The sequence below is a fragment of the Marinobacterium rhizophilum DSM 18822 genome, from assembly GCF_000378045.1.
Classification (GTDB): Bacteria; Pseudomonadota; Gammaproteobacteria; order Pseudomonadales; family Balneatricaceae; genus Marinobacterium_A; species Marinobacterium_A rhizophilum.
In genome coordinates this window covers 15,039-41,409 of sequence record NZ_KB899091.1, presented here as the reverse complement: position 1 = coordinate 41,409, position 26,371 = coordinate 15,039, and the positions used below count along the sequence as shown (strand labels likewise).

The following is a 26,371-nucleotide window of genomic DNA, read 5'->3' as shown; positions in this document are numbered from 1 at the left end:
GGTCTGAAAGCCCCTGCTTGCAGACTTCAATCCTATCGCGGCTGGATGACGAAGCAGTCGCCGGCGGGGCGCTGCAGGTAGAAAAGGGCAGGACGAGCGACGTTGTTTCTTGACATAACTTAATATATTAACTAAATTGACTGCCAGTGAAAGTTAACGCAGGCGTCGCGACGAGCAGCGCTCCTGAACGAAAGAGAGGGCAGTGTTATGCCGCACTTTGTTGTTGAATACTCGGGTAACCTGCACCAGAAGCTGGAGTTCCAGTCGCTGTTCAAGGCGCTGCACGAGTACGTGGTGTCTACAGGCGCCTTCCCGATTGGCGGGGTGCGCAGCCGCGCTATCCGCTGTGACGACTTCCGGGTTGCGGACGGGCGCGAAGGGTTCGCGTTCCTGAATCTCAACCTGAAAATCGGTCACGGGCGCGATATGGAGCTCAAGCAGCGGGTCGCCGGCAGGGTATTCGAGATCCTCTGTGACTGGATGAAGCCGATTACAGATAACGGCTACTGCCAGATCTCCTTCGAGATGACGGAACTCGATCCGGTGCTCAAGTTCAACAAGAACAACATTCATCCGCTCTTTGCCGGCGGTGAGCGATGAATGACAGGAATGGCTTTGTCGACGGCGGCGGTTGTCCGATAATTCAGGCGACACCCGCTTGTAATGAGACAGGAACTTCCGTACCCATGCGAAAATTTGACGACTCCATACCGCTGCAGCTGCTGAAAGCCCGTGAAGCGACCATGGGGTTCTTCCGGCCGTTGCTGCAGGAGATCCCGATGACCGAGCAGCAATGGCGGGTGATACGGGCCCTCAACGAGTACGGGGAACTGGAGTCGAAGCAGCTCGCCGATCTGTGCTGTATTCTGAGCCCCAGTCTGACCGGGATCATCAACCGGCTCGAGCAGCAGGGTTACATACGGCGACGCAAGTCCGAGGAGGATCAGCGCCGTACGCTGCTCAGTCTGACCGTTCAGGCCTGCGAGATGTTCGAGCGCGTCAGTCCCGGCATGGAAGCCCGCTACCGCGAGCTTGCCAGGCAGTTCTCGCCGCAGGAGATGGAGCTGCTCAAAGGGTTGCTGAGCAAGCTCTGCAAGATCAAGCTCTGAAATTGAGGCGCTGAAGCGCTCCGGCGGGGGACAGGTTATCCCGCCGGTGTCGTTACAGGCATATAGTTAATATATTAATTAAGTGGTGATCGGTATCAGGTGCAGCGGACGCCTGGTACATCCGGGACCCACAGGCGGAGACCGACTTCAATGCTTAAATCCAGCTATCCCTACTTCCTGGCCAACGTTGCCGAAGCGCCCAACCAGGACCTGGCGGTTGTCGACAAGTACAGCGGCGAGGTCGCGACCCGCGTTGCCCTGGCCGACGTGGATGCGATCGACCGGGCCATCGCGGCGGCAGTCGAGGCGACGGAGCCGATGCGCAAGCTTCCGGCTTACAAGCGCCAGGCGATCCTGAATCATTGTGTAAAGCGCTTCGAGGAGCGCTTCGATGAACTGGCCGAAGCCCTCTGTATCGAGGCGGGCAAGCCGATCAAGGATGCCAGGGGCGAGGTGACCCGGCTGATCGATACCTTCCGTATCGCCGCCGAAGAGTCGGTGCGCATCGGCGGTGAAGTGGTGCCGATGGACATCAGCCCCCGTGCGGAAGGTTACACCGGTATGTGGAAGCGGGTACCGATCGGACCCTGTTCCTTTATTTCGCCGTTCAACTTTCCGCTCAACCTGGCTGCGCACAAGGTCGCGCCGGCGCTGGCCGCGGGCTGTCCCTTCGTGCTCAAACCCGCCAGCCTGACGCCGATCGGTGCGCTGATCATCGGTGAGATACTGGCGGAGACCGATCTGCCCAAAGGCGCTTTCTCGATTCTGCCCTGTCACCGTGACGGCGCCGATCTCTTCACCACCGATGAGCGCCTCAAGCTGCTGAGCTTCACGGGTTCCCCGGAAGTGGGCTGGCAGCTCAAGGCCCGGGCCGGGAAAAAGCCGGTGGTGTTGGAGCTGGGCGGCAACGCCGCCTGCGTCGTGGATGAGGGCACAGATATCGAAGACGCCGTCAAGCGAATCGTCTTCGGCGCCTACTATCAGTCGGGCCAGAGCTGCATCAGCGTGCAGCGGATACTGGTGCACGAGTCCCTCTATGACGCCGTGCGCGAGCGTCTGACCGACGCGGTCAGGGCACTGAAATCCGGCGACCCGCACGACGAGTCGACGTTCATCGGGCCGATGATCTCCGAGAAGGAAGCTGCGCGTCTGCACGGCTGGGTCACCGATGCGCTGGAGCAGGGCGCTACCCTGCTGGCCGGCGGCGAGCGCGACGGCGCCATGCTGCAGGCGACGCTGCTGGAGAACGTCTCTCCAGAGCTCGACGTCAACACCCAGGAGGCGTTCGGCCCTGTGGCGATCCTGTCGCGTTTCAGCGATTTCGACGAGGCGCTGGCCGAGGTGAACAACTCCGATTTCGGCCTGCAGGCCGGCATCTTCACCCGCGATATCTACAAGATTCAGAAAGCCTGGAATGAGCTGGAAGTCGGTGGCGTGGTGATCGGCGATGTGCCGTCCTGGCGCGTCGATCACATGCCCTACGGTGGTGTGAAGGACAGTGGCCTGGGCCGCGAAGGCGTGCGCTACGCCATTGAGGATATGACCGAACTGCGGTTGCTGGTGGTGCGCGACCCGAACTGATACCAGATCGCAACCACCGTCACGACTTTTACGCCAAACTGAAATTGCCGGGTCGCTGCAGGGCAGCACCCGGAGCCAACAACAAAAGGGTAATAACATGGGCAAACTCGCGTTAGCCGCCAAGATCACGCATGTTCCGTCGATGTATCTGTCGGAACTGGATGGGCCGCAGAAGGGCTGCCGCCAGTCCGCCATTGACGGCCATCATGAAATCGGTCGTCGCTGCCGGGAGCTGGGCGTGGATACCATCGTGGTGTTCGATACCCACTGGCTGGTCAATTCCGCCTATCATATCAATTGCGCACCGCACTTCGAGGGCACCTATACCAGCAACGAGCTGCCGCACTTCATCTCCAATATGGAGTTCGGCTTTGACGGCAATCCGGAGCTCGGGCGCATTCTGGCCAAAGCCTGCAACGAGCACGGCGTCGAGACGCTGGCGCACGACGCCACTTCGCTGGACCCGGAATACGGCACCCTGGTGCCAATGCGCTACATGAATGAGGACCGCCACTTCAAGGTGATCTCGGTGTCCGCCATGTGCATGGCCCACTACCTGGATGACAGCGCACGGCTTGGCTGGGCCATGCGCGAGGCGATCGAACAGCACTACGACGGCACGGTCGCGATTCTCGCCAGCGGCTCGCTGTCGCACCGCTTCGCCCAGAACGGCCAGGCGCCCGACTACCTCAACCGCGTCTGGAGCCCCTTCCTCGAAATGCTGGATCACGAGATCGTGGAAATGTGGAAGCGCGGCGACTGGGACGCCTTCTGCCAGATGCTGCCCGAGTACGCGGTCAAGGGACATGGCGAGGGCTTCATGCACGATACCGCCATGCTGCTAGGAGCGTTGGGCTGGTCGGAGTACGATCAGGGCGTCGACATTGTCACGCCGTACTTTGGCAGCTCCGGTACTGGCCAGATCAACGCCATCTTCCCGGTGACGCCCCAGACCGGCGCAGCCGTGCCGGGCCCGACGGCGTCGGTCGTAGACAAGGCCAAGGCGTCCGCTGGCCGACTCTGATTTGGACATCTCCTGATGCCTTGGCTTGGCACAAGGCATCGGGTAGGGGCTGTGGTGAAGTGTCCCTGCCACCCGTTGATTAACAACGGTGTACTGTAATCTCTGCTCCAAGCCTCCTGTTCGCTGTCAATCAGTATGAATTCTGTGTGCTACAGCAGCGTCCGCATTGGTACCGGTCGCTGCTGCTCAGGCTCCGCTTACTGGGTCGGGCCCGTAACCGTGGCGCCGGCCGCCGGGACGCCGGCCGCCGGGACGCCGGCCGCCGGTCCAGTCTCGTTTCCCGCTCCTGTACATCCTATCGTGTGACGTCAAAGAAAGTGCCGACCCAGTAGGCGACCTGCCTTTTATTCGTCGGGGCCGCCCCCGCACGCGGGTTTCGCCGGCGCCACCGATCAGCGCCGCTTGCTGTTGGAAGAGATCACCCGTGGGTGTCGGGTGAGGTTGACCCGGGGGCGCCGCCAAAACGCTCCCCCCCCCCCCCCCCCCAAAAAAAAGGCGTCTTTCAGGATTCCGTGCGCGTTTCGGGTCGAAATAGAACGGCCTAAACGATCAGAATGTGGGTGTCCCGGTTTCTCTGGCTTTGCGTGTCGGCTACAGGTGTTTAGCGTTTTCCGTGACGGGCATTAGCGGCTCGCCATCCGCGTCCAGGAGCTGGTGATCGAACGCCGCCTGGAGGCCGGTATCGTCCTCAATTTCCTCTTCGTGCCCATGCTCAAGGTGGCGTGGGTACAGTGGCGACAAGATCGCCACCAGAATGCCGATCGCGGAGAATATGGTAAACGTATCGGCGTAGCCGAATTCATTTACCAGCATGCCGACGACGGGCGAGCCGGCCGCCTGCCCGAGCGCGCAAGCCATGAATGGCAGTACCGGTCCCATCGACAGTCGGCCCGGCAACAGACGGATACCGGTCATCAGATAGAGCCCTGTCAGACTCATATAGGCCAGTCCGAAGACCAGCGCGGAAAATGTCGCGAGCACCAGCTGACCGGGGCTGGCGGCGAGCAATGCCAGGCTCGCGGACAGCATTGTCAGCATCAGTGCGTGCGTGATGGGTGGGTTGTTGCGATCGGCCAGGTCGGCCACCACGGCACCTCCAAGGCCGGCGACGCCAACCGCCAGCCACAGCCACCCGGTTGCGCTGGGCGGCAGGGCGCCGAGGGTGGTCATCAGGTCGGGCGCGAAGATCCAGTATGCGGAGGCGACGAAGCCCATCACGAATGCAAACAGCGAGAGCCTGAAGAGACGCGACCACTGCAGGTTGCTGATCGGAGGCGGTGGCGCGGCGTCCGTCGGCGTGATCCGGGACACCGAGGGGATAAAGTACCACGCGGCGAGCACCCCGATGCCCGTCAGGACGGCAAAGGACAGGTATGCAAAACGCCAGGCGCCGGCCAGGAACAGAACCGACGGCACAGCAACGGCCACGCCAATGCTGGTACCCGCGTTCATGACCGAGCTTACGCGTCCATGCAGCGAGCGCTTCACCAGCGCCTGCATGGCGGCCGTGAGCGCCGGCATCATCAGGCCGGTACAAATGCCGCAAGCGAACACACCCGCGCCGAGTGATAGAGCATCAGAGGCCTGGCTGATCAGCGCCAGACCGCCGACGCCAAAACTACCGGACAGCACCGCCGTGTTGCGGGCACCGAGGCGATCGGCGGCGAGCGGTGCGACCAGAGTGGACAGCAAGAAACTGATGAGCGGCAGCGCGCCGATGATGCCGATCACGGAGGGCGTTAGGCCCAGCTCGGCGCGGATAGGGGGCACGAACAGCCCGAAGGCGAAGCGCGCGAGCCCGTAACTGATCGCGACCAGCGCTGCACCGAACAGCGCAAACCCTGTGCTTGAAAGAGACCTCATGCTGCTGCCCCCAGACAAGCGTCGGGGATTCCGGCCCGTTTCGGCCCCTGCTGCGCAATGACCGCCCGTTGATGTTCGAAATCCGTATTTGCTTTGATTAACATGCGGCGCTCACATAAAAGGGGACGGGCCCGGGAGTTTTGATGAAGGCATACCTGCTAATTCTTGGAACGGTATACCGACCGGGAATAGATGCAGAGCCGGGTGCTCCATCCTGGGGTGATAGTTGATTTCGGTCTACGGGCCCCTCCCGCATGCCGGAAACAGGACACTCACAGCCTAGGGGTTCTACCGGCCGGATTCAAGCAGGCTTGCGATTATCCCGGTTCGCGCATCACCAAAGCTGGGACAGCCGTCATGTCCTTAAGATGACGAATCGCTTGGGTCTTTAACAACTGCTCAAGCCACACGTAACTTCATGCCCAGTTGCCGTGACCCGTAAGGCCAAGCTTGACGTGGGAATCCAGCCCGGTTCCCTAAGTGTGTCGTAACCCCTCCTTCTTTGGCTTTGAAAAATTCTGCGACAGAGCCGGTTTTAGAGCATGGCGCTGGGCGGTCGAGCGTACGTCTGTTCGACGCTATTTGGTGCCAAATCTGGCTTTAGTCCAAACGGTCCAAAGTCCACAGAAAAATAGTCCTGTTAGCCATTTTTGTCGCCTTTGTTTAGGCCCCGAATTCGGCAAGTTTCTCATATCATTCCCTTGTCACGTGTTTTTAGCTCTGCGCGCTGCCACGACTAGGGACGCGATCGCACAATAAGAGGAAAAAGAAATGGGTAAGCAAGAACAAAAAGAATTTGGCTTTGGAACACAAATCCGCAAATCTCCTTATTTCGACGCAACCGTGCGCTGGGGTGCCAACGGGTTCTCTGTGTATAACCACATGTATATTCCCCGCGATTTCGGGAATCCCGAACAAAATTTCTGGAACCTGGTCAACGACGCAATTCTCTGTGATGTTGCGGTAGAACGTCAGGTCGAGATTACGGGTCCTGATGCCGCCAAATTTGTTCAAATGCTTACTCCCCGGGATCTTTCAAAGTGTGCCGTGGGTCAGTGCAAATATGTGCTGATTACCAATGCTGAAGGCGGAATTCTGAACGATCCGATCCTGCTCCGTCTCGAGGAAAACCGCTTCTGGATCTCTCTGGCTGACAGCGACATTTTGCTGTGGGCGCAGGGTGTCGCTATCCACTCTGGGCTGGATGTGCAGATCCGCGAACCGGATGTATCTCCGCTTCAACTGCAGGGTCCGAAGTCCGGAGAGATCATGAAGGCGATATTCGGTGAGAGCATTACCGATCTGCGCTACTACTGGCTGCGCGAGTATGACCTTGACGGTATTCCTCTGATCATTTCTCGCACCGGCTGGTCTAGCGAACTGGGCTATGAGCTCTATTTGCAGGATGCTTCAAAGGGTGACGAGTTGTGGGAAAAGATCATGGCTGCAGGTGCTCCGTTTGGTCTTAAGCCGGGCCATACGTCGACAATTCGCCGTATTGAAGGCGGAATGCTGTCCTACCACGCGGATATGGACATCAATACCAATCCCTATGAACTGGGTCTTGATCGGCTGGTTGAGCTGGATATGGAGGCTGACTTCATTGGTAAGGCTGCTCTCAAACGTATCCGTGAAGAAGGTGTATCTCGCAAGCAGGTTGGTCTGGTGATCGACGGTGCGGCACTGTCGGGTCCAAACACCAAATTCTGGGCACTGGAAAAAGACGGCGAGTGTGTAGGCAAGGTCACTTCTGCCGTGTTCTCTCCGCGTCTGGAGCAGAACATTGCGCTGGCCATGGTTAGCGCGGATTCTGCGGTACTTGGGACGACCTTCGAGGTTGATATGCCTAACGGGAAAAGAACAGCCACTGTGGTCGAAAGGCCGTTCTTTGACCCTAACAAGAAAATCGCGGCGACTTAATCTTAGTATCTATAAGAACAATTATTAAAAGGTTTTCAGTCCGAGGCGTCTCAGTAGATATTTGAGGTTGGGTCGTCCAACACCAATATCTACTGAAGCCTAAGCTGGCGAATGAATTGATTAAAGGACCAAGTGTTATGAACGCAAATGAAAAAACCTATATCCTTAGCGGAAGCTCAGCTAGCAAACTGGGTGTGCTCGACCTGATCATCGGATGCTTGTATAAGCACGAGTGTTATGCGTATGAGATACATACTTTTGACGACGATGATGTTGAGCGGTTTTTCTTCCGTGTAGAGTTCCGCTACATAGGTGCCGGTGAGCTGGCTGAAGAAAGCCTGCGGAGCCAGTTTGGTGACCGGGCTGCAGGCTTTGACGCCGAATGGGATCTGCGGGATTCTTCGACTCCGGATAAACTGGTTATTCTTGTATCAAAGTACGACCACTGTCTGCAGGATATTTTGCATCGCCACAGTATCGGTGCACTTAATATCGAGATTCCGGCTATCATATCCAACCATCCTGACCTGAAAAGGCTGGCTGAGTGGTACCATATCCCGTATTACCACCTGCCCATTACTGCGGACACCAAACCGCAGCAGGAAGCCGAGATGTGGGAGATCATCCAGAAAGTCGATGCTGATTTGGTTGTACTGGCTCGCTACATGCAGGTACTGTCCGACGATATGTGCAAAAAACTGCACGGACGTGCCATCAATATCCACCACTCGCTGCTGCCGGGATTCAAAGGCGCAAAGCCGTATCATCAGGCCTATGACAAAGGGGTGAAGCTGGTAGGGGCCACCGCACATTACGTCAGTAAAGACCTGGACGAAGGTCCGATCATCACCCAGGGAGTGGAGCCGGTGGATCACACCTATACGCCGGAGCGCCTGGTAGCAAAAGGACGTGATACCGAGCGCCTCGCACTGGCAAAGGCGATTAAGTTGCATGTTGAACGACGCTGTTTCGTCAATGGCAAAAAAACGGTTGTCTTCCCGGGACACTAACCTTCGCTTCAATGCTGGGTTCCTCTAAATCTGCAAGCGGATCGCTCTGGTAATAGGGTGATCCGCTTTTGTTCAATGAGGGGGGCGATTTTGACTATGTTAAATGTACTGATAGCTGATCGTTCACCAGCCTACCGCCTGGGTGTCCAGATCGGGTTGAAAAACGCCGGTCTGGATTGTGCCTGTTGGGAGATCGAGGCATGGCATGAGGTGCAAGCAACCTTGGCGCGCGTCCAAAACACGGATCTGCTGATACTGGATGCTTGTTTACCGGAGCTGGACTATTTTCGACAGCTGGAAAGGTTGCTGGCCAGTCACGTTGAGTTGCCTGTACTGATTATGACCGATCTTGTAAGCACCAGTTTTGTACGCAAAGCGTATCTCTGTGGCGCTAGTGGTGTGATACTGAAGTCTTCATCGTTGGAGAAGCTGAGTGAAGCCCTGTCCTCGGTACTCAAGGGCAGCTTCTTGTATCCTGAAAAAGACAAACGCTACTGGCTTAACACTCCGGGCCGGGACTTCCTGGTGGCCAGGTTAACCCTGTTGTCCGAGAAGGAGAAGTGCGTGCTCAACCACCTCAAATATGGTTTGAGTAATAAACAGATCGGACTGCAGATGTGCCTGACGGAGAGCACTATCAAGAACCATCTATCCCGTATCTACCGCAAACTAGACGTGTATAACCGTACCCGGCTGGCAATGAGCATCCAGCAGATAGTATGAGCCGGCATCGAAAGCTAGGGCCTGCTATCGTGATTCTTTTTCCAAAGACTTAGCTGGCTGTTGAAAAACTACCTGCGTTGCTATCGCGGCGTTAAAAATCGGCTCACAGGCATTGCCTGAACGCACTTTAGTGCGGCCCCGAAGAGGTGAACGAAGCGAATAAATCGGTCATTTATAGGCCATAAACTCCCTCATTTCGCCGGTTTTTGCCCGGGCGGAGCACCGCTTGCGCTAGCTGCCTCGCTAACGCTTTTCAACAACCTGTTAGAAGTTTTTCAAGGCTCAGGTAGCGAGCTATTCACTTTCCAGGTGCTACAGGGTGTATGGCGCTGTTCCCTACACTTTCTCCTTCTTCGCATTTCTCTAGCGAGATATCAAATAAGTCCCCTTGAACATGACTTTTCAAGAAGTAAATGTCAGTCGCATCTTGCCATCTGATTTCAGGTGCACAGTGACCGGCTCGACACTGTTTTGCTGCCGTATCCAGCGCTTCTTCGACTCCGGCACGCCCCGCTTCTGACCGGCGATGATCACCTGGACATCGTCCACGCCTGAGCCCTTATCGCCAAGGTCAACGAAGCAGGTCTCCGGCTTCTGATATCTGTTAGTGTCATGATCGCTGTCAGGTGCACCAGCGGATGGGCCGGATTGACGGTGTCCTCCAAGCGTGGCTTGAACATGGCGCTTTATGGTGCCAGCGGCTTCTTCCTGGGCTTCACAATTCGACGATTCTGCAACGTTTTGGGCTGTAAGGCGTGAAAACGAAGGGTCTGCGCTATTCGCTGCACTGTATAGTCCATTACAAATCAACGGGTTGCGAGTGGCCCAGGATCGACTAGTCCAAACGGTCCAAAGCGCACAGAAAAATAGTCCTGTTTCCCATGTTTGCTGCCTTCGTTTAGGCCCCGGCTTCGGGGTGTTTCTCATATCATTACCTTGTTCAAGCGTGTTTAGTTGTCTGAAGTGTTACGACTAGGGACGCAACCGCACAATCAGAGGATCAATAAATGAGTAAGCAAGAACAAAAAGAATTTGGCTTCGGCACACAGATCCGTAAGTCTCCGTATTTCGATGCCACCGTGCGCTGGGGCGCCACCGGTTTTTCCGTCTACAACCACATGTATATCCCCCGTGATTTCGGTAGCCCGGAGCAGAATTTCTGGAACCTGGTCAACGACGCGATTCTCTGCGATGTCGCGGTCGAGCGTCAGGTTGAGATCACCGGCCCTGATGCCGCCAAATTTGTTCAGATGCTTACTCCCCGGGACCTGTCAAAATGTGCGGTCGGTCAGTGCAAATATGTACTGATCACCAATGCTGAAGGCGGAATTCTGAACGATCCGATCCTGCTCCGTCTCGAAGAAAACCGCTTCTGGATCTCTCTGGCTGACAGCGACATTTTGCTGTGGGCGCAGGGTGTTGCTGTCCACTCCGGACTGGATGTGCAGATTCGCGAACCGGATGTATCTCCGCTTCAACTGCAGGGTCCGAAGTCCGGAGAAATCATGAAGGTGCTGTTCGGTGAGAGCATTACCGATCTGCGCTACTACTGGCTGCGCGAGTATGACCTTGACGGTATTCCTCTGATCATTTCTCGCACCGGCTGGTCTAGCGAACTGGGCTATGAGCTCTATTTGCAGGATGCTTCAAAGGGTGACGAGCTGTGGGAAAAGATCATGGCTGCAGGTGCTCCGTTTGGTCTTAAGCCGGGTCATACGTCGTCAATTCGCCGTATTGAGGGCGGAATGCTGTCCTACCACGCGGATATGGACATCAATACCAATCCCTATGAACTGGGGCTTGATCGGCTGGTTGAGCTGGATATGGAGGCTGACTTCATTGGTAAGGCTGCCCTCAAGCGTATCCGTGAAGAAGGTGTATCTCGCAAGCAGGTTGGCCTGGTGATCGACGGTGCGGCACTGTCGGGTCCAAACACCAGATTCTGGGCACTGGAAAACGCCGGCGAGTGCGTGGGCAGGGTGACTTCTGCCGTGTTCTCTCCGCGTCTGGAGCAGAACATTGCGCTGGCCATGGTTAGCGCGGATTCTGCGGTGATGGGGGCCACCTTCGAGGTTGATATGCCTAACGGGAAAAGAACTGCCACTGTGGTCGAAAGGCCGTTCTTTGACCCTAACAAGAAAATCGCGGCGACTTAATCCTAGCAAGCAAAAAACACGGTGATAGTACGCTATCACCGCGGGCTCTTTTTTTGTGCACGCGCTTCGGTCAGAGCCTTCAATAAAGCTGGCAGGGGTTAGTTTTAGCAAAAAGCTAAGGGTGGTATCGCGCCGAAGGGCTAGACAACACCCCGTGTGCCTGCGCACACATTGAAACTATAAAAAACAGAGCTTGGCCGACCGCCAGCAGACAGGAGATATTTTATGGGGTTGTTCTCTTTTCTTCGTAAATCCACGGACGCCAGCAAAGAGGGGCAGGCCCCCCGTCTACTGGAGAACATCCTTCGCAGCTACTCGATCGAGGTCATGCCGCGGACTGCCGAGAAGGTGGAGAGTTTTCGCGACATCCTGCCTGCAGGTACCCGCGTCTATATCGCGCATATCGACGGAACACCGATTGAGGATATGGTCCGAACCGCTCGTCGCCTGGCCGATGAGGGATTTCCGGTGATGCCGCATTTTCCTGCCCGTGTCATCAAGGACCGTGCTGAACTGGCTAATTGGATCGCACAATACCAAGGCGAGGCGGGAGTCAAACAGGGACTGCTACTGGGTGGCGGCCTCAACACTCCGGCTGGCGAATTCGAAAGTTCCATTCAATTGATCGAGACTGGACTTTTTAATGACTTCGAACGTCTGCACGTCGCAGGCCACCCAGAGGGAAACCGCGATATCGATCCGGATGGTTCTGACAGACTGGTAATGCAGGCCTTGAGGTGGAAGCGTGCTTTTTCCGAGCGGACCGATGCGAAGCTGGCGATCACTACACAGTTCTGTTTCGAAGCCGCGCCGGTGATCTCCTGGGCCAACCGGCTGGCGGACGAGGGGATTGATCTACCAATCCATATGGGCCTGGCTGGCCCAGCCAAGCTCCAGACCCTGATGAAATATGCCATGTCTTGCGGCGTGGGGCCCAGTATGCGGGTATTGCAACGCCGGGCTAAGGATGTAACTAAGTTAATTATGCCCTACGAGCCTACCGATGTATTGCTTGAGCTAGCTAATTACAAAGAGCGTAACCCAGGCTTTGGCGTTGAGCAGGTGCATTTCTTCCCGCTCGGCGGTATTAAAACCAATGCGGATTGGATTCGCGAACATGGTGGGGCTTCAGGCCGGCCCGCCCTGGCCAATTAAAGCCAGGAAATAGCAAACGGTACTGCCCCTCGTAAAGGGACCCCTGTTTGTTTTTCGAGGCTGGTCGACCGCAGTTGTTTTGCGGAGTTTAACTGCATAAAAAATGACAAATATAAACGCGCCGATCTTACAGGTTGTTAATCTATTCAGGCGGCGCGCAAACTGTGAAGGAGGCAGACATGACTGCTCGGATTATCGACGGTAAGGCATTCGCAGCGATACTACGTGAAAGTGTGGCTGAACATGTTTCGCACCTCAAACAGACACATGGGATAACTCCGGGCCTTGCGGTTGTACTAGTCGGAGATGATCCTGCATCTCAGGTCTATGTCCGCTCGAAGGGAAAGCAGACCGTCGAGGTTGGCATGCACTCCTACGAGTACAAGTTGCCCGCAGATACCCCCGAAGCCGAACTTTTGGCGCTGATTAAGCAGCTCAATCTTGATCCATCGGTACATGGTATCCTCGTCCAGCTTCCCTTGCCGCAGCATATTGACGAAGCGTTGGTGATCAATGCGATTGATCCGGCCAAGGATGTGGATGGGTTTCATATTTCCAATGCGGGGCTGCTTGCCACTGGGCAGAAGGCTATGGTGCCTTGCACCCCTTTGGGGTGCCTCATGATGCTTCGTGAGTATTGCGGTAGCCTGGCAGGGTTAAATGCGGTGGTGATCGGGCGTTCGAACATCGTCGGCAAACCCATGGCGCAGCTGCTGCTGAGAGAGAGTTGCACAGTAACTGTGGCCCATTCGCGTACGAAGAATCTGCCGGACATATTGCGTGGTGCAGATATCGTCGTCGCCGCTGTTGGTCGGCCTCTATTCGTACAGGGCGATTGGATCAAAACGGGTGCAATAGTGATTGATGTGGGTATCAATCGCATCGACCAGGGTGACGGTACGACGCGGCTGGTTGGCGACGTCGATTACGATGCCGCCAAAGAGGTTGCAGGAGCGATTACGCCGGTGCCCGGCGGTGTCGGTCCGATGACCATTGCTTGTCTACTGGCTAATACAGTAACGGCATGCTGCCGCGCGCATTCCCTTCCTGAACCTAAAGGCCTGGCCGCCTAATAGACAGAAAAACGATATGAGCAGGTACTGCTTCACCGCCATATCCTGTTCACGGCACGGGTCGCTTCTCGGTATTTAAATGCAGGTGATGGAGAGAAGGCGTCATAACTCGCCGTCCTGCTGCTGCCTTAAATGCTGTTTTGCCAAAAGCTGACCCCTGCCGCCACTACCGCTGATGATAACCCGGCCCGATGCTCCGGTTGGAGAGACCGCAGGCGGGCAGCAGTTAGAGCTTTTGCTGTCCCGGGGTCTGAGGATCGGTATGTACCGGTGCCGTATTCTCGGTCTTGTACGCTACGATGTCGTTGTTTACCCAAGGCCATGGGCCTGCCTACCACCGAGATCGGTTACTGAATTGCGGTCGGCGTGTCCGGTGGAGACCGAGGCCGCGCTGATCGCCATGCCGGTGACTATTTTCCTGCACACCCGTCTCGCAGCTTAACGATTGAAGATATTCATCTAGGCGACTACACTCCTGTCTACAGGATGCTATATGTGCCATTAAGAATATAATATGAAAAAAGTCGCACTAGATGCTGTCGATATCCGTATTTTGAGCGCTGTGCAGCAGCACGGGCAAATAAGTAAAAATCGGCTTGCGGAATTGGTTAATTTATCGCCGACTCCATGCTGGCTTCGACTCACCAAGCTCAAAAATTCTGGTCTTATAACGGGTTACCGGGGCCAGGTCGCCATCGATAGAGTTCTCGACCTCACCAAGGTTTTTCTGACAATTTCACTGAATGCACATAAAAAGTCAGATTTCGATCGGTTTGAAAAACGCATTCAGAGTATTGACGAGATTGTAGAATGCTGCGCGACTGGCGGAGGTTGTGACTATGTACTCAAAGTCATTACAACCAGCTTGTCTGATTTTCAAGCGTTAATCGAACAGTTGCTCGACGAAGAGATCGGAATAGATCGCTATTATATTTATGTTGTAACCAAGGAAGTTAAATCAACGTCACTCACCTTGTCGCAACTCATGGAAATTAAGAGTCGTACAAACGTATAGACTTCACGTACTGTCCGACGTTTTTTCAAAACCGAATGAGTGCTTTTTTTACGGGATACACTGGGTACCTGAGCTAGAAAGTACTTCCATGGCTCGACAGAATCTAGTTTTAAACGTGAAAGATGTGACCCTTTGGAAAGAATGAGTTAAGCCTATCGCTCTTGCATCGATTCTGTAGCTGGGCTTATGAAAACAGCTGGCATCAGGCCTGATGCCGATCAGTTAAGCGCTTTAGCTTGCGGATCAGACACGAGAAAATCCGGAATCCGCATCAAGGGTTCCGGATTTTTTTCTGCATTTCGGTCGGGCAGTGAATGCCTCTGATGCCCGGATCGCGTTGGACCATGGCCTCAATGCCAACCCGGTCCTAAATGGAGCCGCAGGACCCGCAGCAATGTGCCGTTACATCGCCCGCTTTTGTATCGCTGGCGTTACCGGCCCAACCAAAGTAACAGGTTTGTTCGAGTCTTACCGACAGCCTCCGTATCGAGATCCCATGTCCGAGCGGCCAAGTGGTGTAGCCCTGGATCGCCAGGCTATAACGTTCGGCGTGATGCAATTGGCCGTTATGCCCAACGCCAGACCTTGCTGGCTTTGACGCACATGCCGGGCATGGTTACAACGCATGACCTCACACAGTTCTCTGCCGATCAGCTGTGTCAACTGGCGACAACGCTGAGGGCGTGGGTTGAACAGCAGGATCAGGTGATACAGCGAAGTGAGCTGCGTAACCAGCAACTGAGCCAAGAGCAGGTCTTGCTCAAGGTTCACTAGTACGGCCAGCGCAGTGAGCAACTCAACGGTTTGCAGATCAGCTTGCTGGACGACGTGGGTGATGCTGACATCCCGGCGCGAAGCGGACGCGATGACTTGCTGTGGCTGTCAGTTGAAACGCAACGGTGAGGACAGCAGTGAGAAGCTCGGCTATACGTCAGGCGCAGCAACGGGTTATTCGCGGGGATTACCATTGCGCAGCGGCCATCATGAGCCTGATACAGTCCGCCAAACGGAGCGGGCATGAATCCTGCGTCTATCTGAAAGATGTGCTGGCCCGGCTTAAGATACCAAAACTTTTAAAATCAATGATTTAATGTCTATCGCTTGAAGAGCGCTGGCCGACAAGACGTGGCCCACGGCCGCTTGCGAAGCGGCTTTATCCACGTACATTGAAGCAGCTGCCGCTGCGGTTACCCTGTCAGAAACAAAAATGCCAGTCAGTTGGTTTAACTGACTGGCATTCGGCATAAGGCCGGATTTTTTTTAAAGGAGCACCAGGGAACCTAGCGTCCTTCTGATTTGAGACCTTTATAGAGGCTCAGGCACATCAGCAGCAAGACCAGCGTGAATGGAAGGCCGGTGGTAATCGCCGCCGCCTGCAAGGCCGTCAGGGCTTCGGAACCGCCACCCACCAGCAGTACTGCGGCAATGATGCCCACCAGGGACGCCCAGAACAGCCGCTGGATCATGGGGGCGTCTGTCTTGCCACCCGAAGTGATGCTGTCGATCACCAGGGAGCCGGAGTCCGCCGAGGTGACGAAGAATACCAGCACCAGCAACACGGCCACAGAAGACATCAGCATGCTCAGCGGCATATTCTCGAACATCTGGAACATCGCCAGGGAGACATCACCGATGCCGTTGGCCAGCGCACCAACACCAGATTGGGCCTGTTCAATAGCGGTGCCACCAAAGGCCCCCATCCAGATCGCTGTCACCAGGGTCGGTACCAGCAGTACCGCAGTCAAAAACTCGCGCACGGTGCGGCCACGGGATACACGGGCGATAAACATGCCCACGAACGGAGACCAGGATACCCACCAGGCCCAGTAGAAAACCGTCCAGCCGTGGAACCAGGTGCCGTCTTCACGGCCGATCCAGTTGCTCAGCGGTACAATGTTTTCTACATAACTTCCCACGATGCTGCCAATCGAACCAAAGATTTGCAGTGTCGGGCCGATGACAATCACCAGCCCTACCAGGCCGGCCGCAATAATCATGTTGACGTTACTCAGCAGCTTCACGCCGCCATCCAGACCTCGGGCAACGGACAGCAGCGCCACGGCGGTCACACAGACGATTACCACGATCTGGGTGGTCAGGCTGTTTTCGATACCAAACAGGTAGTTCAGGCCGCCGGACGCCTGCTGTGCACCCAGGCCCAGGGATGTCGCCAGACCAAAGATGGTTGCCAGCACCGCCAGAATGTCGATCACATGACCGATCGGTCCCCAGCATTTCTCACCCAGCAGCGGGTAGAAGGCGGAGCGAATGGTCATGGGCAGACCTTTGTTGTAGCAGAAGTAGGCCAGCGCCAGAGCAACAACGCCGTAAATTGCCCAAGGGTGAAGCCCCCAGTGATACATGGTTGCACCCAGCGCCAGGTTCGCACCTTCTGCGGTTCTGGGGGCCACGTTCAGCGGCGTGCCGTACCAGTCTGTGTAGTAAGCCACAGGCTCCGCTACACTCCAGAACATCAGGCCGATGCCCATACCGGCGGCAAACAGCATTGAGAACCAGGACATGGTCGAAAACTCGGGTTTTGCAGCAGCCCCACCCAGGCGGATCTTGCCCACTGGCAGCACAATCAGCGCCAGGCAGAAAAGCACAAAAATATTACCGCCAATCATGAATAGCCAGTCGAAATTATCAATCGACCAGCCCCGTGCGCCGGTCAATGCGACCTTGGCTTCAGCGGGGAACAGCAGAGTGCCAATAATAAACAGTAGAATGAAGCCTGCACTAACGCCAAATACGGGGTTATGGACATCCATCCCCATGACCTTAACGTTGTCCCGGCCGACCTCATAATCCGTATCGTACACATTTGCTACGACAGCACTGTCGGTGTTTAAACCCACGTTCATTCAACACTCCTCACCCGTATCGGGATCGATATGGTTTTCTCGTTATTGTTATATTTCGCGACATCATCTTTGCGAAATTCATCAATCCTAGAAAGGATTAAAACAGGCCTTTTGCAGAACTAAGCTGGCACTATGGTGACTCCATAGTACAAACAAGCGCTGACGCTAGTGTTCTGATACATCTTAAGAAGGGGGGGCTTCGCTGTAAAACGACGTTTTCTAAGCAGGTTGTTTAGCTCTGCTAGTGCTTGATTATCAATTTATGAATACTATTAACCTGGTGGACAAATAGACATCCTAGTTGTCCGTCACCCCACAAAACAGGCGCAAGTGCGTGAACGTGCTGGTTTTCGTGGGGTTCGCATTGCCCTGCGGGCAATGATGAAGCATCCCTGCTTCATGTATTAACCCGCCGGATTAATATCTTTGGCGAGGTAAAGATTCAAAGGGAGACGTTGATCGTCAAATTTCAGGGATTTCGCAAAATTCCGCGCGATTTTCAAGGGCAACGATGGAATTGGCGAGGGCGGCCTGTTTCATTGCCCGGTCATTCATTACCCGGTAAATAGTATCAACTACCCATCAGGTAAACAGTTGCCGATGGAGGGGGAATCCATCCCATTTCCCTAGATCTGTGCCTGGTTGTCAAGCGCAGTGTGCAAGAACCTGTGCTCGAGTGTTTGCAACAGGTTGTTCACCTTGTCGAAGGTCTCCTGATACTCGGCATCGCAATTTGAATCGGCAACGATGCCGCCACCTGCCCAGCAATACAGCTGTCCCTGAGTGGCAATCAGTGTACGAATACAGATACTGGTATCCATGCGACCGTTGAAGCCGATGTAACCGATGGAGCCGCAATAGGCGCTGCGTCGGTGGGGTTCTTGCTCCTCGATCACTTCCATCGATCGGATTTTCGGTGCCCCGGTAATTGATCCGCCCGGAAAGCAACCCTGCAGCAGGTCCAGTGATTTGCCGGGATGGTCCAGGCGGCCGCAAATGGTGGATACCAGGTGATGGACGTTGGCGTAGGTTTCGACTTCGAACAGCTTGGGGACACGCACTGAGCCGATAGAGCAAGTTTTACCCAGATCGTTGCGCAGCAAATCCACGATCATGAGATTCTCGGCGCGGTCCTTGGGGCTGTGGCGAAGGGCTTCGGCCAGGCGGATGTCTTCGCTGGCAGTCTGGCCGCGTGGGCGGGTGCCCTTTATCGGTTTGGTTTCCACCTCGATCCCGCAGCTTTGAATAAAGCGTTCCGGGGACAGGCTCAGCAGGTCACCGGAAGGCGTCGACAGGTAGGCTGCAAAGGGCGTTGGGGCCACTTCGCGCAACGCCCGGTATGCGCGCCAGCTGTCGCCAGTGAACTCGGCGCTAAAGCGTTGGGCCAGGTTGACCTGGTAGCAGTCACCGGCCTCAATATAGTCGATTATCCGTCGAAACCTTTCACCGTATTGTTGCCGATTCATGTTCGCTGCAAAGGGCGTGTTCAGGGAAAATGATCCCGTTGGATGAGATTGGCTTGCGCTCAACAGCTCATGTAACTGCCGTAGCTGGGGCAGAAATTCCGCCTGGTGGCAGACCAGGGTAGCGAGGCGTTTCTCATGGTCGATTACCAGCGCCCAGTCATAGATGCCAACCTGCATTTCTGGCAGGTCGATATCCCGTTGCGCCAGTTCGGGCAATGATTCCAGCGTTCTCGCCAGGTCGTAGGCGAAATACCCGACTGCGCCTCCTATGAAGGGGAGGTCGGGGTCCCCGTCCCCGTGGGCTTCTGCGTCGATGATCCGCTTTAGGGCCATGAAGGGGGCATCGCCAAGGGGAATGCGTTCACCTTCGGTGGACTCTTTCCAGCAGCGCCCCCTGTGCGAGACCACGCGGAACCTCGGTGCCGCGCTGATGATGTCGAATCTCCCCCGAGAAAGGCCCCGCTGCCCGCTGTCGAGAAACACCGGGTAAGGGAGATGGCGCAGCCGCTCGAACAGTAATGCGCTGTCGTCAGGGTAGGGCAGGGAGATTCTTGGTGCGGACAGCTTGCAGGTGGTCATCAGGCAAAGTGGCACTCTAGTTTAGTGGAATTTGCAGAATCGAAGTCCGCGTCCTACAGGCTACCGTGGTGGCTCAGTTGGCAAGAGAGGCATTCGGCGCGCGGCGCCGTTTTGGCGCAATTGGCCGAGCATCATCAAGGTCTTAATGAAACCGCTCTGCTTTTCAGCGCCGCTCAACGCCGCGCATCACCAAGCCTATATGCTGTGCTTTGATCACGACGCCGGCCCCTTCGAAAGCCTTATCGGCAAAGTGCCGGCCAAAAGGCTGCTTCAATTCACGAGGATCGGCAAAAAACCGGTCCGCATGAAGGACCTTCAGGCACAGTCGCCTCAAGGCCCTGAATGCGCTGCGCGTACCGAAAAAGGGGCAATGTACGACCCGGGGCTCGGTAAGTATCAACGTGGCGGGTCAATACATGAAGCATCCCTGCTTCATCATTGCCCGCAGGGCAATGCGAACCCCACGAAAACCAGCACGTTCACGCACTTGCGCCTGTTTTTGTGGGGTGACGGACAACTCGATAGGGCGGAATTCTATCTTTTACGCTGGGCGTTTTCCAAGACGTCCCGTAAGAGCTCTTCGGCACTCGGATGGTAAATGGGCATCTCCAGTACCTGCTCGGCTGTCATCTTGTGCGTGATGGCCAGTGCCAGTATGTGAGCAAGGTGTTCGGCTTGGTAGCCGAGCAGCTCTGCCCCCAGGATCTTTCCGGTGCTGGCCTCCAGATACACTTGAATGCGCCCATCGACCTTGTTCCAAACAACATGCCGGGGGCTATCGAATGGCAGGTCGCCAATGACAATTTCCTGGTCCTGCAGTTCCCGGTAAGTTTTGCCAACGATCGCCATTTGCGGGTCGGTAAAGTAGATCATCAGGGGCGTTCGACGTTTGGCGTCCACTGTATTCGGGTAGTTCAGTGCATTGTCCGCTACGATACGGCCCTCATCGAAGGCTTCGTGCCATACCGGTAAAATGTCGGTTGCATCGCCTGCGATGAAAATGGGGTGGCCGGGGTAGGACAACGTTTTGGGATCGAAAGAAACGTCGCCGTACTCAACACTGCCGACACCTGCAGCCTTGAGATTCAAGCGATCGACATTGGACACCCTGCCTGTCGCAACCAGTACTCGGTCGAATACCTTGGTCACCGTCTCGCCATTTGATTGTTGGTATTGGATCCAGGCGCCATCATCCTCCCATGTTTTCTCCAGGGTTCCGCTGGGATAGATCTCCAGCTGGTTGCTGAGTATTTTGAGGGTTTCCTGCTGCAGGTCAGGACTTGTAAGGCCGCCAATTCTGCCAGAGCGACCATACAGCGTCGTATCAACACCCAGGCGATGCAGCGCTTGCCCTAGTTCCAGCGCGATAACCCCCAGACCAATTACAGCAACGGAGCGAGGCAGGTCAGTTATTTCGAATATCGTATCGCTGGTAAGGACGCGTGACATCACGGGCTCGAACACTTCACTGACTTCGGGCCTTGAGCCACAAGCAAGAATGATTTTTTTTGCCCTGACTTCGACATCTTCCCCAACAAGCAGGTGACCTGGTGCGATAAAACGGGCGCGCCCGTCAATTTTATGGTGCGCTGGTATCTTTTCTATATACTGAAGATTGCGCCCTACAAATCGTTGGTCCCGTTCCCTGCGTAGTCGTTCCAGCACTTTACTTCCATCTACGCTGCCCTCGCTTTTTACGCCAAAGAACTCGCTGGTATCGATATGGTGCGCATAATCGGCCGCTGTAATCAGTAGTTTGCTGGGCATGCAACCTACTCGCGCACAGGTGGTACCGTAGGGACCATCTTGGATCATAACGAGGCTATCCGTCTCGCGACGTATTTTGGAGTATGCGCCTAATCCTGCTGTCCCAGCCCCAATAATTGCATACTCGACGTCGATAGTTTTCATCTTTGGCTTGCTCCGTTGGCTCTCGTTATCACCAAGGTGGTGTAAAATGAAGGCATTAGCTCGGTTTTGGGTATCTAACAACGCTTTTATCTAAAGCGTTCGTGTCAGTGGTTTAATCTCCATTACGCCCAAACCGAAACGATCATGGGAGGGTCTTCAATTCACCAACATAAGAGTAAAACTATCGTGTCAGACGCTACCTGTAAAACGATGCTTCCTAATCGCAATGCTTAGCATTTGTAATGCTACTGTTTGATGTCTCACAAATCGGTACCCCGCTGCAGGGTGGGCAAAGCGGAGCGTGACCACCAATCCTGGCTACGGGGCCCGTCACTGCGCGCCTGGGTCCAATCTACTGCTATATTGAACAGCATGAGTTAGATCGAAAGCAGGTTTCTTGCTGTGTTTGCTGCGTGGGTTTTCATGTGGGCTAATCATCTCGAGCAGTGCCTTGGATTAGCTTTCGTTAACTATGTGCTTAGGAAGCGTCAGTTTACAGAAAAGAGATGGCTTTGTTAGGATTATCACTGTCGGAAATGGATATAAAAAGGTTCTATGAAATGTCTATACATGAAGCAGCAATAAACTGGCGCCGGTATCCACACAGCTCAGATTCAACGACATACTCTCGTAATCACGTTGTTACTTTGAGTGGCAACCAGCAGCTTGATGTTTCTGCGTCTGTAGAATTTAAAGGCGATCCCAATTGCGCTGATCCAGAGCAGATGCTCGTGAGCGCCGTCTCCAGCTGCCATATGTTGTTTTTTTTGGCGATCGCAGAATTTCAGGGTTTTTGCGTAGAGACCTATGAGGACAATCCACAGGGTTTTCTGGAGAAAGGTTCAAAAGGCGGAATGGAAATTACTCGTGTAATTCTGACGCCAAAGGTCGTTTTTAGTGGTGACAAGCGTCCGGATCAGGCCACAATTGCCAAAATTCATAACGGTGCGCACAAAAACTGTTTTATCAGAAACTCAATAACGGCCAGTGTCGAAATCAATCATTCATAAACTTGATGTTTCGAGGAGAGAAAGTATGACTATGAATTCACCAAAAGACGACATTCTGCTTAGAACCGACAGTAATGGTGCGGTCTTTCTTTCTCTTAATCGGCCGGATAAATTAAATACGCTGTCTGAGGCGATGTTGGCTGCCTTGCAAGATCAGCTGGATGATATTGCAGAGGATCCCAGTGTTCGGTGTGTGGTTATTAGCGCTGAAGGTCGCGGCTTCTGCGCGGGCCATGATCTGCAGGAAATGCGCTCACATCCTGAACGGGAATATTATCAGGCATTGTTCAAGCGTTGCGGCAAAATGATGCAGAGTATCGTAGAGCTGCCCGTTCCGGTTATCGCAAAAGTTGGCGGTATAGCCGCTGCCGCCGGCTGTCAGCTGGTCGCCAGCTGTGATCTGGTTATCGCGGCCAGATCAGCTCGCTTCGCCGTGCCGGGAATCAACGTTGGATTGTTCTGTTCAACGCCTGCTGTTGCGCTTTCAAGAAGTGTCTCGGCCAAACGAGCCTTTGATATGCTGGTGACCGGTGATGTTATTGATGCAGAAACGGCGCTGGATTGGGGGCTGATTAGCAGTGTAGTGGACGACGCTGAGCTGGACGATGCTGTTGCTGCGAAAGTGGAGAAGATTCTGAGCAAAAGCCCGTCTGCCGTTCGATATGGTAAATCCATGTTCAACCCGCAAAGGCAGATGTCGTTGTCCGAGGCCTATGATTTTGCAGGCAATGTGATGGCCGAGAACATGATGAGCCCCGATGCGGGAGAAGGTATTGATGCTTTCCTGGAAAAGCGGAAGCCGACCTGGGAGCAGCCGACTCGTTAAAAGCCAGTCGTGCTCGCTTTCGGAAAGCTTATCTGTCCGCTATTGGGTAAAAAGACGTAGCCTGAATTAATTCTGGTCTATTTTATCGTTAGAAAATAAGAGTAAAAATACTATGAACGGGTTATGCGAATTTAATCAGGCACTCGAAAAAACACCAGCTAATCATGTGGCGCTCTCTCCGCTTAGCTTTATCAAGCGGGCTGCGGCAGTTTACCCTGACAGAGCGGCTGTAGTATATGGCGACACAACATATACCTGGGGCCAAACCTATCGACGTTGCCGTCAGTTAGCCTCTGTTCTAAAGGAGTATGATATTTCAAGGGGCGATACTGTCTCAGTTATGCTGCCAAATGTACCCGCAATGTACGAGGCGCATTTCGGTGTGCCCATGACAGGGGCTGTCCTGAATTCGATCAATACTCGCCTGGATGCCGAAGCGGTTGCCTTTATTCTCGATCACAGTCGTACTCGGCTTTTGCTGGTGGATCCGGAGTATGCAAGTGTCGTAGAAAAAGCACTGTCGATGCTAGAGCGTGCGGCGCCTATCGTAATTAACGTTTCCGATCCGAGCTACGGAAAAGGCTCACCTATCGGCGATCTTGAATATGAAGGATTGCTTGCCGAGCAATCGGACTTGTCTGAGTGTCAGCCACCGCTCGATGAGTGGGATGCAATTGCATTAGGGTACACCTCGGGGACAACAGGCAATCCAAAGGGCGTGGTAACACACCATCGTGGTGCCTATCTGAATGCGGTGAGTAATGTCCTTTCCTGGGGGTTGGCCTCTAATGTCGTCTACCTGTGGACCTTGCCAATGTTTCATTGCAATGGCTGGTGCTTCCCCTGGACTCTGGCCGCGATTGGCGGAACGAGCATCTGTTTGCGCAAGGTCGATCCGGAGCTGATTCTGCAACTGATCAAGCAGCATCGTGTCACTCACTATTGTGGTGCTCCGATTGTACATTCGATGATCGCCGAGGCAGCATCAGTCCAGTCCTCACCCATCGAGCACAAAGTTTCCGGTCTGATTGCCGGAGCGGCGCCACCGGCGGCGGTGCTGGAGAAGATGGAGCGAATTGGGGTCGAGCTTACCCATGTCTACGGTCTGACTGAAACCTATGGTCCTGCCACCGTATGCGTCAAGCAGGATGACTGGGCTGATCGCACCCTGGAAGAACGGATCCAGCTCAACGGACGGCAGGGTGTGACCTACCCGCTGCAGGAGGAGGTCGTGGTGCTTGATCCAAAAACGCTGGAGCCGGTTCCCGCCGATGGCAAGACGGTGGGTGAAATCATGTTCCGGGGCAACATTGTCATGAAGGGGTACCTGCGTAACGAGTCGGCAACCGAAGAAGCATTTGCCGGAGGCTGGTTTCATACCGGAGACTTGGCGGTCGTGCATGCAGATGGCTACATCAAGATTTCCGACCGTTCGAAAGATGTCATCATTTCGGGCGGAGAGAATATTTCGTCCCTGGAGGTTGAGGATGTTATCCAGCGCCACCCGGATGTAGAGCTCGCTGCGGTCGTACCTTTGGCGGATGAAAAGTGGGGCGAAGTCCCTGCAGCGTTCGTGCAGCTGCGCCACGGTAGCGAACTGACGGAGCAGGCGCTGATCGATTTCTGTCGGGAAAACATGAGCCGCTTCAAGGCGCCGAAGAAAATTATCTTTGAGCGTATACCAACGACCTCAACAGGAAAAATCCAGAAGTTCGTACTGCGTCAGCAACTCGCTGCAGCACAATCGAGCTAAATCAACCCAAGAGCGGAGTCGTTGAATAATAACCCGGCGGGTTCATATAATGAAGCAGGGATGCTTCATCATTGGCCGCAGGCCAATGCGAACACCACGAAAACCTGCATCTCCGCGCACCTGCGCCCTTTTCCGGGGTGTGGCCGCTCCTGCGCCTCTTGGCGTACGCGCATACCATACTCCCTGTACATAACGTGCAAATAGGTAGGAAACCTATTTGCACATCAGGTAAATAGCCGCGCGGGAAGGGCAGGGCCATTCAGGTTCTATGCTAGTATGTGGCGAGTCATATGGTAGCAACTGCGCGCTTTCAAAAGTGCGCAGTTGCTCTTGAGAGTACTTGTTATGTCACGACTTCCCCCTCTGATTGCACTCTCTTATTTTGAGGTTGCCGCCCGAACCAAAAGCTTTGCCAAAGCCGCGAAGGAGCTGCACGTCACCCCGGCCGCCATCAGTCACCAAGTCAAAGCGCTGGAGGAGTATCTGGGGGTTGAGCTGTTCGTTCGACATCATCGTCGCGTCAGCCTTACGCCAGCCGCCCGCGCGTCATTGCCAGAGTTGCATGAAGGCTTCCAGGTCCTGGCTGATGCCGTTGATAAAATTCGCTTGTACGGCGAAGAGCGCAGAGTCATCACGGTCTGTGCTGAGCCTCTGTTCGCCACGAAATGGATCGTGCCGCGCCTGCATCGCTTTTATGCCCGCTGCCCCGAAGCTGAGGTGCGACTGCAGGCAAGCTTGCATTCGGTCGATCAGGCTCGGGGAAGCGGATTTGGCGTGTCGCAACTGAAACGGGCGGGAATCGATGTTTCGGTGCGATTGGGTTATGGAGACTATGAAGATCTGGAACCACAGTGCTTGATGAATCTTGATCTTTTTCCCATGTGCAAGCCGGGCATGGTCTCAGCTAATGAGATCATGGCATCGTCGAATGCCCCCCCGCTATTATGCGATCGCACCTTGGCTCGCTTTGAGGATCTTTGCGGGTGGCGAGAATGGTTTCGACAGCAGGGCGGTGAGGATCTGGAGTCCTTTAAGGTGCTGCAGTTTGGTAATGGCCTGCTGGCGTTGGAAACTGCCGTCTCCGGTCAGGGGCTCCTTTTGGGTTCTAAAGAACTGCTGCATACGGAGCTGGATTCGGGCAAGTTAGAAGTGGTGATTGATCATCCGCTCAGATGCGCCCAAGCGTATTATGTTGTCAGTGCCGGTTTAAACATTGAACGCCCCATCGCCAGAGAGTTTCGCGAGTGGCTGTTGGAAGAAATCAGCGTACCTGATGCGTGAAGGCGAGAAAGTGACAAATAGTCTTAATCGCGCGTGACACCTGGTTCTGACC

Annotated in this window: 19 protein-coding genes and 2 pseudogenes; 16 read left to right on the top strand and 5 right to left on the bottom strand. The window is 54.9% G+C overall.

Annotation, left to right across the window (positions count from 1 at the left end):
• Positions 1-207: 207 nt before the first annotated feature.
• The 4 genes from F451_RS0103760 (at position 208) to hpaD (ending at position 3,714) form a co-directional block, all read left to right on the top strand.
• A complete protein-coding gene (locus F451_RS0103760) occupies positions 208-600 on the top strand; it encodes a 5-carboxymethyl-2-hydroxymuconate Delta-isomerase (protein WP_020680017.1) in 393 nt (130 codons plus the stop codon).
• 86 nt (positions 601-686) lie between these two features.
• On the top strand, positions 687-1,109 hold the full coding sequence (gene hpaR / locus F451_RS0103755) for a homoprotocatechuate degradation operon regulator HpaR (RefSeq protein ID WP_020680016.1): 423 nt from the start codon (positions 687-689) through the stop codon (positions 1,107-1,109).
• A gap of 150 nt (positions 1,110-1,259) precedes the next feature.
• A complete protein-coding gene (locus F451_RS0103750) occupies positions 1,260-2,690 on the top strand; it encodes an aldehyde dehydrogenase family protein (protein ID WP_020680015.1) in 1,431 nt (476 codons plus the stop codon).
• Positions 2,691-2,787: 97 nt separating this feature from the next.
• On the top strand, positions 2,788-3,714 hold the full coding sequence (gene hpaD / locus F451_RS0103745; RefSeq protein ID WP_020680014.1) for a 3,4-dihydroxyphenylacetate 2,3-dioxygenase: 927 nt from the start codon (positions 2,788-2,790) through the stop codon (positions 3,712-3,714).
• A gap of 591 nt (positions 3,715-4,305) precedes the next feature.
• Here the strand turns inward: hpaD and F451_RS0103740 are convergent.
• Positions 4,306-5,577, bottom strand: a complete 1,272-nt coding sequence (locus F451_RS0103740) for an MFS transporter (protein ID WP_020680013.1) — start codon at positions 5,575-5,577, stop codon at positions 4,306-4,308.
• Between the two features lie 771 nt (positions 5,578-6,348).
• Between F451_RS0103740 and F451_RS0103735 the strand changes: the two genes are divergently transcribed.
• The 3 genes from F451_RS0103735 (at position 6,349) to F451_RS0103725 (ending at position 9,230) form a co-directional block, all read left to right on the top strand.
• Positions 6,349-7,497 carry a glycine cleavage T C-terminal barrel domain-containing protein gene (locus tag F451_RS0103735; RefSeq protein WP_020680012.1) on the top strand — a complete coding sequence of 383 codons (1,149 nt, stop codon included), beginning with the start codon at positions 6,349-6,351 and terminating at the stop codon, positions 7,495-7,497.
• Positions 7,498-7,634: 137 nt separating this feature from the next.
• Positions 7,635-8,507, top strand: coding sequence for a formyltetrahydrofolate deformylase (gene purU / locus F451_RS0103730; protein WP_020680011.1), 873 nt, complete (start codon positions 7,635-7,637; stop codon positions 8,505-8,507).
• Between the two features lie 96 nt (positions 8,508-8,603).
• Complete coding sequence (locus F451_RS0103725; protein WP_169434435.1) at positions 8,604-9,230, top strand: LuxR C-terminal-related transcriptional regulator; 627 nt, start codon at positions 8,604-8,606, stop codon at positions 9,228-9,230.
• Positions 9,231-9,641: 411 nt separating this feature from the next.
• On the opposite strand, the pseudogene F451_RS28310 reads toward F451_RS0103725, so the two are convergent.
• Positions 9,642-9,827: pseudogene (locus F451_RS28310) on the bottom strand (IS5/IS1182 family transposase); the annotation flags it as partial.
• Positions 9,828-10,237: 410 nt separating this feature from the next.
• On the opposite strand from F451_RS28310, the gene F451_RS0103715 reads away from it, so the two are divergent.
• The 5 genes and pseudogenes from F451_RS0103715 to F451_RS28745 form a co-directional block, all read left to right on the top strand.
• Positions 10,238-11,386: a glycine cleavage T C-terminal barrel domain-containing protein gene (locus tag F451_RS0103715; RefSeq protein ID WP_020680008.1), complete on the top strand. Its 1,149-nt coding sequence runs from the start codon at positions 10,238-10,240 to the stop codon at positions 11,384-11,386.
• A 225-nt stretch (positions 11,387-11,611) separates the two neighbouring features.
• A complete protein-coding gene (locus F451_RS0103710) occupies positions 11,612-12,541 on the top strand; it encodes a methylenetetrahydrofolate reductase (RefSeq protein WP_020680007.1) in 930 nt (309 codons plus the stop codon).
• Positions 12,542-12,720: 179 nt separating this feature from the next.
• On the top strand, positions 12,721-13,614 hold the full coding sequence (folD, locus tag F451_RS0103705; protein ID WP_020680006.1) for a bifunctional methylenetetrahydrofolate dehydrogenase/methenyltetrahydrofolate cyclohydrolase FolD: 894 nt from the start codon (positions 12,721-12,723) through the stop codon (positions 13,612-13,614).
• Between the two features lie 514 nt (positions 13,615-14,128).
• On the top strand, positions 14,129-14,629 hold the full coding sequence (locus tag F451_RS0103700) for an Lrp/AsnC family transcriptional regulator (RefSeq protein WP_020680005.1): 501 nt from the start codon (positions 14,129-14,131) through the stop codon (positions 14,627-14,629).
• 971 nt (positions 14,630-15,600) lie between these two features.
• Positions 15,601-15,720, top strand: a pseudogene (locus F451_RS28745) (transposase domain-containing protein); the annotation flags it as partial.
• 189 nt (positions 15,721-15,909) lie between these two features.
• Here F451_RS28745 and F451_RS0103690 read toward each other — a convergent pair.
• The 3 genes from F451_RS0103690 to F451_RS0103675 form a co-directional block, all read right to left on the bottom strand.
• Positions 15,910-17,493, bottom strand: a complete 1,584-nt coding sequence (locus F451_RS0103690; protein ID WP_020680003.1) for a BCCT family transporter — start codon at positions 17,491-17,493, stop codon at positions 15,910-15,912.
• A gap of 626 nt (positions 17,494-18,119) precedes the next feature.
• Positions 18,120-19,538 (bottom strand): aminodeoxychorismate synthase component I, encoded by a 1,419-nt coding sequence (pabB, locus tag F451_RS0103685; RefSeq protein WP_020680002.1) that lies wholly within the window; start codon positions 19,536-19,538, stop codon positions 18,120-18,122.
• A 534-nt stretch (positions 19,539-20,072) separates the two neighbouring features.
• Positions 20,073-21,449, bottom strand: coding sequence for a dihydrolipoyl dehydrogenase (locus F451_RS0103675; protein WP_026291482.1), 1,377 nt, complete (start codon positions 21,447-21,449; stop codon positions 20,073-20,075).
• A 506-nt stretch (positions 21,450-21,955) separates the two neighbouring features.
• On the opposite strand from F451_RS0103675, the gene F451_RS0103670 reads away from it, so the two are divergent.
• The 4 genes from F451_RS0103670 (at position 21,956) to F451_RS0103655 (ending at position 26,319) form a co-directional block, all read left to right on the top strand.
• Positions 21,956-22,459, top strand: coding sequence for an OsmC family protein (locus F451_RS0103670; RefSeq protein ID WP_240476433.1), 504 nt, complete (start codon positions 21,956-21,958; stop codon positions 22,457-22,459).
• Between the two features lie 25 nt (positions 22,460-22,484).
• Complete coding sequence (locus F451_RS0103665; RefSeq protein WP_026291480.1) at positions 22,485-23,285, top strand: enoyl-CoA hydratase; 801 nt, start codon at positions 22,485-22,487, stop codon at positions 23,283-23,285.
• A gap of 112 nt (positions 23,286-23,397) precedes the next feature.
• Positions 23,398-25,038 carry an acyl-CoA synthetase gene (locus tag F451_RS0103660; RefSeq protein ID WP_026291479.1) on the top strand — a complete coding sequence of 547 codons (1,641 nt, stop codon included), beginning with the start codon at positions 23,398-23,400 and terminating at the stop codon, positions 25,036-25,038.
• Between the two features lie 345 nt (positions 25,039-25,383).
• Positions 25,384-26,319, top strand: coding sequence for a LysR family transcriptional regulator (locus F451_RS0103655; RefSeq protein ID WP_020679996.1), 936 nt, complete (start codon positions 25,384-25,386; stop codon positions 26,317-26,319).
• The last annotated feature ends 52 nt before the right edge of the window (positions 26,320-26,371 follow it).